Below are 11214 nucleotides of genomic sequence, written 5' to 3'. Positions count from 1 at the left end.
ATTCCACACCCCATCGGGATGCTCCAGCGCCGCGTGACGGCGCCCGCGCACCAACCCGACCATATTCGTTGCGCTCAGCTTCCTCCGCGGGCGTGACGATTCACTTTTCCGCTTCCCCTCTCATCTGCCAAGCACCCTGCGTCATGCGCCAAGCCTGGTTTGCCCACTGTATCCCGCTCCGCGACTGGCGTCAGAGCGCGCGGCGATATCAACCAAGACAAGCACACAACAATGCGGCCTAGCTTGTCGCATCGCAAACACAAGTCACGCTGAATTTGCCCTGTGTTGATACTGCGCCATTTAATTCACCATCCAAGTTCGGTATATTTCTTTGAGGACAGGCTTTCGCGCCGCGCTGCGCCCATCTGGCTCCCCCAATCGCACGCTGAAAGGTCACCGACCATGTTCAAGAATCTGACGATCAAGGCCCGCCTCATTTTCGTCATCGCGGTGCTCAGTGTGATTTCCCTGCTCATCGGCTTGCTCGGCTTGCGCAACCTGAGCGTGACCAACGCCTCGCTCAAGACGGTGTACGAAGACCGCCTGGTGGCGGTGGGCATGCTGGCCGAAGTGCTGACCGAGATCCAGCAAAACCAGACCGCCCTGTCGAAAGCGGTCAGCGCCGACCCGGCCGGCCTGGGTGCGGTGGCCGACGAGGTCGACCAGCGCGTGAAGGTCGTCACCACCGTGTGGGGCGAATATATGCAGACCTATCTGACCCCCGAAGAAAAGATCATCGCGGCCAAGTTCGTGGCCAGCCGGGAAGCGTTCGTGGCGCAGGGAATCAAGCCGACCCTGGCCGCGTTTCGCGCCAAGGACGCGCCAGCCGCTGTCGCCCTGGTGAACGGCGCGCTGACCCAGACCTTCCAGCCGGTGCGCGAGAACATGAATGCGCTGATCAAGTACCAGCTCGGCGTCGGCAAGTCCGAGTATGCGGAAGCCACGGCGCGTTTCGAGACGGCGCGCGCGCTCGCCATCGGCCTGATTGTCGTTAGCGCCGCACTCGGCCTGCTGATCGGCGCCGCGCTCATTCGCGGCATCTCGCGCTCGATCGCCGAGGCGCTGCGCTTTGCCAACAGCATCGCCGGCGGCAATCTGACCGGCACCGTCAAGATCGAATCGAACGACGAAATCGGCCAGCTGCTCACGGCGCTGCAAAAAATGAACGACAGCCTGGTCGACGTGGTGCGCCAGGTGCGCCAGGGCACCGATACGATTTCCGTCGCCTCGTCCGAAATCGCGGCCGGCAACCAGGACCTGTCGAGCCGCACCGAGGAGCAAGCCAGCTCGCTGGAGGAAACCGCATCGTCGATGGAAGAACTGACGTCCACCGTCAAGCAGAGCGCCGACAACGCGCGCCAGGCCAGCACCCTGGCCGCGACGGCATCGGACGTGGCTACCAAGGGCGGTAACGTGATCGGCAACGTGGTCGATACGATGGGCCGCATCAATGAGGCCAGCAACAAGATCGTCGACATCATCGGCGTGATCGACGGGATCGCGTTCCAGACCAATATCCTGGCCCTGAACGCGGCGGTGGAAGCGGCGCGCGCGGGCGAGCAGGGACGCGGGTTCGCGGTGGTGGCGAGCGAGGTGCGCAACCTGGCACAGCGCTCGGCCCAGGCGGCCAAGGAGATCAAGGGCTTGATCGGCAGCTCGGTCGAGCAGGTCGAGGCGGGCAGCAAACTGGTAAACGACGCGGGCAGCACGATGGACGATATCGTCCAGAGCATCCGCCGGGTGACCGATATCATGGGCGACATCGCGGCGGCCAGCCAGGAGCAGACCCTGGGGATCGAGCAGATCAACCAGGCGGTCACGCAGATGGACCAGGTGACGCAGCAGAACGCGGCGCTGGTGGAAGAGGCTGCGGCGGCGTCCGAAGCGATGCAGGACCAGGCGCGCCAGCTGGCCGCCGTGGTCAGCGTGTTCAAGCTCAATGCCGGCGCCGCGCTGGCATCGGCGCCACGGCAAATGGCGGCGCGCAGCGCGTCCAAGCCGGTGGGGCGCGCGCCGGTGAAAAAGCAGCTGGGCAGCGCTACGCCGGCCGAGGATTGGGAAGAGTTTTAAACGACGCTATCAGCGCCGTCCGAACATCATCCATTCACCCAGCAAATTCTTGGCCGGGTTGAATGTGTCGAGCAAGCCAAGCGACAATCCCAGCAGGGCCTGCCCCGGCCCCTCATGCGCGAACGCGCGCGCCATGCTATCGGTCAGCTCCACCACCAGCTTGCGGTCGCTCTGCCGCTCGCTGGCGAACGCGCTCACGGCCGCCGGCCCCGCCTCGCGTACCAGCAGCCGCGCCAGCACGGCCGCATCGCGCAGCCCCAGGTTCAATCCCTGTCCCGCCACCGGATGCAGGGTCTGCGCCGCATTCCCGATCGCCACCGTACGCTTGGTGGCAGCCGGTTCGGCATTGAGCCCGAGCGGATAGGCACTGCGCGCGCCAGTTGCGGTAAACCGTCCCAGGCGCTGCCCGAACGCCTCGCCCAGCTGCGCCAGGAAAGCCGCGTCATCGAGCGCCAGCAATGCCTGCGCGCGCTCCGGCCGCACGCACCACACCAGCGCATACTGATGGCCATCGGCGCCGTCCTGCGGCAGCAGCGCCAGCGGCCCTTCGCCGGTAAAGCGCTCGTACGCGCGATGCGCAAGCGGCGCGCTGGCGCTGACGCGCGCAATCACCGCCGTCTGCCGGTAGTCGTGCGTGCGCGACCTGGCATCCTGCTCGCCGAACACGCCGCCCTCGGCCTGCACCACCACCGCCGCATCCAGCGCGCGGCCGTCGTCCAGGGTCAGCCCGACGCCATCGGCACGCTCCGCATGGCCGGCCACGCGCGCCGGCCGCATCGCCACCACGCCGGCGCGCTCGCACGCCGCCGACAGGGCCGACACCAGGTCGCCGTAGCGCGCCACGTAACCGAGTGCCTCCACGCCATGCTCGCCGCGGTCGATCAGGCTGCGCCCGAAGTGGCCGCGGCGCGATACATGGACCTGGTGGATGGCGCTGGCCGGCAGCGGCCAGGCGCCGATCTCTTCCAGCAGCAGGCGGCTGCCATACGACAGCGCGATCGAGCGCGGGTCGCTCATTGCCGTACCCAGCGCCTTGGCGTCGATCAGGCCAATCCGCGCGCTATCCATGCCGCGCCGCGCCAGCAGGGCGGCCAGTGCCATGCCGACCGGGCCGGCGCCGCAGATCGCCACATCGAACGTTGTGTGTGTGTTGTCCATCAGGTCCGCATCAGTTGTTCAATATCGTCCGCCAGTTTGGGGGCGCAAGCGCTCAGGATCGTATGCCCGCCCGGGGTGAGCAGCACGTCGTCCTCGATGCGGATGCCGATGTGCCAGAACTGTTCCGGCACGCCGTCCGCCGGACGCACGTAGATGCCCGGTTCGACCGTCAGCACCATGCCCGCCTGTAGCGGGCGCGATGGCTTGCCATCCACCGTGACGTCGCGGTAAGCGCCGGCATCGTGCACGTCGAGGCCCAGCCAGTGGCCGGTGCCGTGCATGTAGAACTGCTGGTGCGCGCGCTCGGCGATGACGTCGTCGACGCCGCCGAATTTGCCCTTGTCCAGCAAGCCCAGGTCGAGCATGCCCTGCGCCAGCACGCGCGTGGCGGCGTCGTGGATGTCGCTGTATTTCTGGCCGGGCCGCAGCACCGCCAGCGCCGCCTCCTGCGCTGCCAGCACCAGCTCGTACAGCATCCGCTGCGGTCCGCTGAAGCGGCCGTTGACGGGGTAGGTGCGGGTGATGTCGGCGGCGTAGCTGTCCAGTTCACAGCCGGCGTCGATCAGCACCAGGTCGCCATCGCGCGTTTGCGCGTTGTTGGCGTTGTAGTGCAGTACGCAGGCGTTCGCGCCCGACGCCACGATCGGCGTGTAGGCCGGAAACTGGGCGCCGTTGCGGCGGAACTCGTGCAGCAGTTCCGCCTCGATCTCGTATTCGTACACGCCGGGCTTTGAAAAACGCATGGCGCGTTCGTGCGCCTTGCCCGAAATGGTCGCGGCGCGCAGCATCACGGCTTGTTCGCCATCGTCCTTGAACACCCGCATCTCGTCGAGCATGGCCAGCAGGTCATGCGCCACCGTCGGCGCAGTGATGCCGGTACGCGCCTGGCGCCGCACCGCCAGCAGCCAGTTCTTCATTTGCATGTCGAGCGCAGCGCTGTGTCCGAGCGCGTAATACGCCGCCGGGGCGTTGGCCAGCAGCCGCGCCATTTCCGTATCCAGCTCCTCGATCGGGAACGCGGCATCGAAACCGAAGGCGATGCGCGCGCCCTCGGGACCATGGCGGAAGCCATCCCAGATTTCGCGCTCGACGTTCTTCTGGCGGCAGAACAGGATCGCCTGCGCCGCCGTCGACCCATGCCCGGCCACCAGCACCAGCACGCTGTCCGGTTCCGTGAAGCCGCTCAGGTAATAAAAATAGCTGTCGTGGCGGTAGGGGTAGTCGGTGTCGCTGTTGCGCTGCACTTCCGGCGCGGTCGACAGGATCGCCACCGCGCCCGGCTGCATCGCCGCGCACAGGCGCGCGCGCCGCGCCGCGAAAGGCGCGTTGTTCATGGTGCCGCCTTGCGCGCGCCCAGCGGTGCGTTGAGCTCTTCGAGCTGCGCCACCGTGCCGACGTTGACCCAGTCGCCTTCGTAGATTTCGCCGCCCACCTGGCCCAGGTCCGCGTACTGGCGGATCAGGGTACCCAGGCGCGCATGCGTGCCCGCTGCGATGGCCTTGAACATCTCCGGCCGGTACACGCCGATGTTCGAGAAATTCCACTTGGTGTCGCCCTCGTTGGCCACCTGGTACATGGTCAGGCCGAAGTCGCCCTGCGGATTGTGAAACGGGTTCGGCGTCAGGTAGATCCAGCAGGCGTCGCGCTTGTCAAGCGGGTAAGGATTGCCCCACATGTCTTCGTCAACCAGCACGTCGGCCACCTGCGCAAAATCGAAGTAGGGGCAGTAGATGTCGGCCGACAGCACCAGGAACGGATCGTCCCCCAGCAGGTGCAGCGCGTTGGCGATGCCGCCGGCCGTTTCCAGCGCCACCGTTTCGGGCGAGTAGACGATGCGCGCGCCGTACTTGCCGCCGTCGCCCAGTTCGCGCTCGATCATCTCGCCCATGTATGCGTGGTTGATGACGATCTCGGTGATCCCCGCGCGCACCAGGTTCAGGATATGCCAGACGATCAGCGGCCGTCCGCGCACTTTCAGCAGCGGCTTGGGGCAATGGTCGGTCAGTGGCCGCATGCGTTCGCCGCGGCCGGCGGCCAGGATCATGGCTTTCATGAGTGGCCCCGCATCAGAAGGTGTAGCCCACTTGCGGAACCTTGTCCTCGAAGGCGTCGAGCAGGCGCGCCAGCGGTTTGAGGGCAATGTAGCGGTTGCACGTCTTGCGCACGTAGTCGATCACGGTCGGCAGATCGCCCAGGTAGGCGCTCTTGCCGTCGCGGTAGTTCAGGCGGCAGAAGATGCCGAGGATTTTCAGGTGGCGCTGCAAGGCCATGAATTCGAAGTCCTGGTAAAACGCGTCGATGTCCGGATTGACCGGCAGCCCGACCGCCTTGGCGCGCTGCCAGTAGCGCACCACCCAGTCGAGCACGATTTCTTCATCCCATTGCACATACGCGTCGCGCAGCAGCGAGGCCAGGTCGTAGGTGACCGGGCCGAACACGGCATCCTGGAAGTCCAGCACGCCCGGGTTGCCCTGGTCCATGAACATCAGGTTGCGCGAATGAAAATCACGGTGCATGAATACTTGTTGCTGGGCCAGGTTGTTGGCGATGATCGCCTCGAACACCTTGTTCAGCGTGGCGCTCTGGGCCGGCGTCATGGTCACGCCCAGGTGCTTGCCGACGAACCATTCCGGGAACAGGTTCAGCTCGCGTTCGATGAAGGCGCGGTCGTATTCGGGCAGCACGCCGGCTTCGCTGGTGAGCTGGAACTTGATCAGCGCGTCGACCGCGTCCGAGTACATGAACGGCGCATTGTCGACGTCCAGGCGCTGCAGGTACGTGGTGGTACCCAGGTCCGACAGCAGCAGGAAGCCATTGGCCACATCCTGCGCCACGATGGCCGGCACCGAGACGCCGGCAGCGAGCAGCAAGCCTTGCACGTGGATGAAGGCCGGCACGTTTTCGCGCTCGGGCGGGGCATCCATGGCGATCAGGGTGGCGCCGAGTTTGGCGCGCAGTGCGGGCGCGACGTCGAGCCGGAAGTAGCGGCGGAAGCTGGCGTCGGCCGAGGCCGGACGGCGCGATTCGACCTGCACCAGGCCGAGCGTATCGAGCCAGGTGGTGAGCTGCGTCAGGCGGGTGTCCGACGATGTTGCGGGGGTGGTGGGGAGCGATGAAGACATGATGCAGCCTGAGAATCCGATTGAAGGTGAAGATTCCCATATAATAAGGGATTAAACTCAAAAAATCGCCTGCCATGGTGTTTGCACACGTCATTTCATGAGCTGGAAAAAACCGGCAGCTCTCCCCTCGCAGCGTTGGGCCTATGCCCTGACGGCGCTCGTCACCGCCACCGCGGTGCCCTTGCACGCCCAAACCGTCCAAAACGTCCAAAAGCGCGAACGTACCGAAGATCCGAACCTGCCCGTGAACGTGCGCGCAGAGGAAATTTCCGGCCGCCCCGAACGCGAACTCATTCTTGAGCGTGGTGTCGAACTGAGCCGGGGACAAACCCGGATGAAAGCCGACCGCGCCTGCTTCAAGAACGTCGAGAATGAAGTCACCGCCAACGGCAATGTCTGGATGGAACGCTTCGGCGATACCTACAAGGGCGAAGAGTTGCAGCTGAACTTGTCTTCGGGCAAGGGCTGGGTATTGCGTCCCGAGTACCGCATGGGGCTCAACAACGCGCAGGGCGCGGCCAAGCGCGTCGATTTCATCAGCGAAGACGAAGCCATCGTCGTCGACGGCACCTACACCACCTGCGAAGGCCTCACGCCCGACTGGTACCTCAAGTCGAACACCCTGCGCCTCGACGCCGGGCGCGACGTGGGCGTGGCCGGCAAGACCGTGATCTATTTCAAGGGCGTGCCGATCATTGGCACGCCGGCGCTATCGTTCTCGCTGTCGGGCGCGCGCCGCTCCGGCTGGCTGCCGCCGACCGTGGGCCTGCGCTCCAAGGGCCGGGCCGAGGTCTTGCAACCGTATTATGTGAACATCGCGCCCAACCGCGACCTGACCCTGTATCCACGCTGGATGCTCGACCGCGGCATCCAGTTCGGCGCCACCGCGCGCTACCTGGGCGAAAACGCGTACGGCGGCTATTCCGGCCAGACCCATGCCGAAGTCTTGCCCAACGATAAGGTCACCAAGACCGACCGCTGGCGCGTCAATTCGCTGCACAACCAGGGCATTGCGCGCGGCCTGTCGTTCGGCTGGAACCTGAACGGCGCCTCGGATGACAATTATCCGAGCGACTTCTCGCAATCGATTTCCAGCAGCGCCGAACGGCAGCTGGTGCGCGAAGTGCGCACTGACTATCGCGCCGAGCACTGGAATATGTCGCTGCGGGCGCAGAGCTACCAGATTTTGCAGGACCCGAATTTCTTCATTGCGCGTCCGTACGCACGCTTGCCGGAACTGTTGCTGCATGCCGGCCGCTACGACGTCAAGGGCTTCGACTGGGCGGTCGACACCGAGGTGACGCGCTTTGCGCATCCGGACCTGCCGACCGGCAACCGCGCGGTGGTGATGCCGCAGCTCAGTTATCCGATCGTGCGTCCCGGCTACCACATCACGCCCAAGCTCAGCCTGCACGCCAGCGCCTACGAGCTTAGCCGTGGCGTCGACAGCGCCGCCAACGCCCCGACCTCGCTCACGCGCGTGCTGCCCACCTTTTCGCTCGACAGCGGCCTGGTATTCGAGCGCGACGCCAAGCTGGCCGGGCGCCAGATGACGCAAACGCTCGAACCGCGCCTGTTCTACGTCTACACGCCGTACAAGGACCAGAGCAAGTACCCGAATTTCGATACCTTCGAGGCCAGCTTCAACATGGCCCAGATCTTCAACGAAAACCGCTTTATCGGCAACGACCGGGTATCGGATGCGAACCAATTGACCGCGGCACTGGTCTCACGCTTCCTGGAATCGAACGGGGCCGAGCGCCTGCGCCTGGTATTCGGGCAGCGCTTTTACCTCAACGAGCAGCGCGTCCAGCTGCTGGCCAACGCGCCGCGCACCGAAAGCCGCTCCGACGTGCTGCTGCAGGCGTCCGGCCGCATTTCCGAGAAATGGAACTTCGACAGCGCGGTGCAATACAATGCCAGCGCCAGCAGCGTGGTCGCGTCCAACTACGGGGTGCAGTGGCAGCCGGGCGAAAAGAAGGTGATCAACGCCGAGTATCGCTTCCTGCGCGACAGCGTCAAGAATGCGATGATATCGTCGCAGTGGCCGCTCTCGAAGCGCTGGTATGGCGTGGGCCGGATGAATTACTCGGTCCTGAGCCACAAGGTGGTCGAAAGCCTGGTCGGGCTGGAATACCAGGCCGATTGCTGGGTGTTCCGCATGGGTGGCCAGCGTTTTGTGACGACCACGCGCAATACCTCGACCCAGGCGTTCGTCCAGCTTGAGCTGAACGGCCTGTCCAAGCTTGGTTTCGGCAGTCCGCTCGAATCGTTTTACAAGAGCGTTCCAGGTTACACGAGGCTCAATCCGGGCCCGAGCCGTTAAGCGGGACGTCGGATTTTTTATTCACCGAATATCACCTGAATATGAGTGCTTCCCAGATTATGCGTAATATCCGTATGCACCAACTCAAGATCGCAGCGACGCTGCTGTGCGCCCTGTGCGCCGGACAGGCCGCCGCGCAGGGCGCTCCGGCCAAGCCAGGCGCCCCGGCCAAGCCGGCGCCAGCGGCCCCCGCCAAGCCGTCGGGCGGCTTCCTGCCGCCGGCATCGGCGTCCGCCAATGTCATCGATTCGATCGCCGTGGTGGTCAACGATGAAGTCATCACCCGCAACGAGATCGCCGCGCGCGTGCGCGCCGTCGAAGGCGCGATGAAATCGCAGAACGCGCCCGTGCCCGAGGCGGCCGACCTGCAGCGCCAGGTCATCGAGCGCATGATCGTCGAACGCGCCCAGATGCAGCTGGCCAAGGAAATGGGCGTGCGCGTCGACGACACCATGCTCGACCGCGCTATCGGCCGCATCGCCGAGCAGCAAAAGATGTCGGTGCAGGACATGCGCAACCAGATGGAAAAGAGCGGCACCACCTTCGCCGCCTTCCGCGAAGAGATCCGCAGCGAAATCATGATGCAGCGCCTGCGCGAGCATGAAGTCGACAACAAGATCCAGATTTCCGACGCCGAGGTCGACACCTACCTGGCCGCCGAAAAAGCCGCCGCCGCCGACAAGGTCGAAATGAACCTGTCGCAGATCATGGTGCGCATCCCCGAAAACGCCTCGCCCGAGCAGATCGCCGCGCGCCGCGCACGGGCCGACGAGGTGATGCGCCAGCTGCGCACCGGCGCCGACTTCGCCAAGATCGCCGCCACCTATTCCGATTCGAGCGATGCGCTCAAGGGCGGCGAAATCGGCTGGCGCAACACCGACCGCCTGCCGCCGCTGTTTTCCGACGCCCTGTCCAAGCTCAAGCCGGGCCAGGTCACGCCGGTCCTGAAAAGTACCACCGGTTTCCACATCCTCAAGATGGTCGACAAGCGCAACCTGGCCGACGCCAGCGCGCCGGCGGCGGTGCAGCAGACGCGCGCGCGCCACATCCTGCTCAAGGTCAGCCCGACCATGACGGCGGCCGACGCCAAGCGCAAGCTGACCGAATTGAAGGAGCGCCTCGACAACAAGGCCGCCAAGTTCGAGGAACTGGCGCGCCTGTTCTCCAACGATGGTTCGGCCAGCAAGGGCGGCGACCTCGGCTGGCTGTACCCGGGCGATGTCGTGCCCGAATTCGAGACCGTCATGAGCACGCTCAAACCGGGCGAGCTGAGCGCCGTGGTCGAAACGCCGTACGGTTTCCACCTGATCGAAGTGATGGAACGCAAGAGCGACGACCAGAACAAGGAACGGGTGCGCATGGCCGCGCGCCAGGTGATCCGCGACCGCAAGCTCGAAGAAGCCACCGAAGACTGGGCGCGCCAGGTGCGCGACCGCGCCTACGTCGAGTTCCGCGACGAAAACAAGTAAGCCGATGCACCAGGCAAGCACACGGCCGGCGATCGCCATCACCACCGGCGAACCGGCCGGGATCGGGCCGGAAATCTCGATCCGCGCCGCCTGGGCCATGCGCGCGCAGGTCAACTGCGTGCTGCTCGGCGACGCCGCCTTCCTGGCGCTGACCGCCAGCCTGATCGACCCGGCGATCCAGTTGGCCGCGCTGTCGGTGCAGGCGCTGCGCAACGGCGGCCTGCCGCACTTCGGGCCGTCCCGCATCGCCGTGATCGACGTGCCGCTCGGCGCCCACGTGGCGCCGGGCGTGCTCGATCCGGCCAACGGGCGCGCGCTGCTGGCCACGCTCGACCTGGCGCTCGAAGGCGCGCGCGCCGGCTGGTTCGATGCCATCGTCACCGCGCCCTTGCAAAAGAGCACCATCAACGACGCCGGCGTGGCGTTTTCGGGCCACACCGAATACCTGGCCGAAAAAACCGGCACCGCGCAGGTGGTGATGATGCTGGCCGGCGAGACTGAGCCCGGCAATCCGCCGCTGCGGGTGGCGCTGGCCACCACCCATTTGCCGCTCAAGGACGTCGCGGCGGCCATCACGCGCGAGGGCCTGGCGCGGGTGATCGGCATTATTCATCACGACCTGAAAACCAAATTCGGCATTGCCGCCCCGCGCATCCTGGTCACCGGCCTCAATCCGCACGCGGGCGAGAACGGCTACCTGGGGCGTGAAGAGATCGACACCATCACGCCGGCACTGGAACAGGCGCGCGCGAACGGCATCGACGCGCGCGGGCCGTATCCGGCCGATACCCTGTTCCAGCCCAAATACCTGATCGAGGCCGACTGCGTGCTGGCCATGTACCACGACCAGGGCCTGCCGGTGCTCAAATACGCCACCTTCGGGCGCGGCGTGAACATCACGCTCGGCCTGCCGCTGATCCGCACCTCGGTCGACCACGGCACCGCGCTCGACCTGGCTGCCGCAGGCCTTGGCCGTGCCGACTGCGGCAGCATGGAACAAGCCATCCGCACCGCCCTGCACATGGTGGACGCCCAGCGTGCATCGCAGCTTTAAACAGATTTGAGAAGA

Annotated in this window: 8 protein-coding genes; 4 read left to right on the top strand and 4 right to left on the bottom strand. The window is 65.5% G+C overall.

The genetic code is table 11. The annotated features are described in order from the left end of the window. Window positions 1-402 precede the first annotated feature (402 nt). Window positions 403-2070 (top strand): methyl-accepting chemotaxis protein, encoded by a 1668-nt coding sequence (locus PO883_RS27890; RefSeq protein ID WP_289312666.1) that lies wholly within the window; start codon window positions 403-405, stop codon window positions 2068-2070. A 9-nt stretch (window positions 2071-2079) separates the two neighbouring features. Here the strand turns inward: PO883_RS27890 and PO883_RS27885 are convergent, their stop codons facing one another. The 4 genes from PO883_RS27885 to PO883_RS27870 are packed head-to-tail and all read right to left on the bottom strand — an operon-like array spanning window position 2080 to window position 6350. Beyond that, window positions 2080-3228 (bottom strand): FAD-dependent monooxygenase, encoded by a 1149-nt coding sequence (locus PO883_RS27885; protein WP_289312665.1) that lies wholly within the window; start codon window positions 3226-3228, stop codon window positions 2080-2082. Further along, window positions 3228-4562: a Xaa-Pro aminopeptidase gene (gene pepP / locus PO883_RS27880; protein WP_289312664.1), complete on the bottom strand. Its 1335-nt coding sequence runs from the start codon at window positions 4560-4562 to the stop codon at window positions 3228-3230. The genes PO883_RS27885 and pepP overlap by 1 nt, the downstream gene beginning before the upstream one ends. Beyond that, the gene (gene murU / locus PO883_RS27875; RefSeq protein WP_289312663.1) at window positions 4559-5281 is read right to left on the bottom strand and encodes an N-acetylmuramate alpha-1-phosphate uridylyltransferase MurU; all 723 of its coding nucleotides are present in this window, start codon (window positions 5279-5281) and stop codon (window positions 4559-4561) included. The genes pepP and murU overlap by 4 nt, the downstream gene beginning before the upstream one ends. 13 nt (window positions 5282-5294) lie before the next feature. Beyond that, window positions 5295-6350, bottom strand: coding sequence for an aminoglycoside phosphotransferase family protein (locus PO883_RS27870; protein WP_167090349.1), 1056 nt, complete (start codon window positions 6348-6350; stop codon window positions 5295-5297). A 97-nt stretch (window positions 6351-6447) separates the two neighbouring features. On the opposite strand from PO883_RS27870, the gene PO883_RS27865 reads away from it, so the two are divergent. The 3 genes from PO883_RS27865 (at window position 6448) to pdxA (ending at window position 11199) form a co-directional block, all read left to right on the top strand. Then, a complete protein-coding gene (locus PO883_RS27865) occupies window positions 6448-8676 on the top strand; it encodes an LPS-assembly protein LptD (protein ID WP_289312662.1) in 2229 nt (742 codons plus the stop codon). 74 nt (window positions 8677-8750) lie between these two features. Then, window positions 8751-10145 (top strand): peptidylprolyl isomerase, encoded by a 1395-nt coding sequence (locus tag PO883_RS27860; RefSeq protein ID WP_289312661.1) that lies wholly within the window; start codon window positions 8751-8753, stop codon window positions 10143-10145. A 4-nt stretch (window positions 10146-10149) separates the two neighbouring features. Further along, window positions 10150-11199: a 4-hydroxythreonine-4-phosphate dehydrogenase PdxA gene (gene pdxA, locus PO883_RS27855; RefSeq protein ID WP_289312660.1), complete on the top strand. Its 1050-nt coding sequence runs from the start codon at window positions 10150-10152 to the stop codon at window positions 11197-11199. Window positions 11200-11214: the final 15 nt, after the last annotated feature.

Source organism: Massilia sp. DJPM01, assembly GCF_030348125.1.
Taxonomy (GTDB): Bacteria; Pseudomonadota; Gammaproteobacteria; order Burkholderiales; family Burkholderiaceae_D; genus Telluria_A; species Telluria_A frigida.
Note: the sequence above shows the minus strand (reverse complement) of the source record. Positions and strands in the feature narration are given on the sequence as shown.

Bases quoted from the DNA above. Each gene is read 5' to 3' on its own strand.
- PO883_RS27865 (WP_289312662.1), top strand. From the start codon at position 6,448: ATGAGCTGGAAAAAACCGGCAGCTCTCCCCTCGCAGCGTTGGGCCTAT.
- PO883_RS27860 (WP_289312661.1), top strand. From the start codon at position 8,751: ATGCACCAACTCAAGATCGCAGCGACGCTGCTGTGCGCCCTGTGCGCC.
- PO883_RS27885 (WP_289312665.1), bottom strand. From the start codon at position 3,228: ATGGACAACACACACACAACGTTCGATGTGGCGATCTGCGGCGCCGGC.
- PO883_RS27870 (WP_167090349.1), bottom strand. From the start codon at position 6,350: ATGTCTTCATCGCTCCCCACCACCCCCGCAACATCGTCGGACACCCGC.
- pdxA (WP_289312660.1), top strand. From the start codon at position 10,150: ATGCACCAGGCAAGCACACGGCCGGCGATCGCCATCACCACCGGCGAA.
- pepP (WP_289312664.1), bottom strand. From the start codon at position 4,562: ATGAACAACGCGCCTTTCGCGGCGCGGCGCGCGCGCCTGTGCGCGGCG.
- PO883_RS27890 (WP_289312666.1), top strand. From the start codon at position 403: ATGTTCAAGAATCTGACGATCAAGGCCCGCCTCATTTTCGTCATCGCG.
- murU (WP_289312663.1), bottom strand. From the start codon at position 5,281: ATGAAAGCCATGATCCTGGCCGCCGGCCGCGGCGAACGCATGCGGCCA.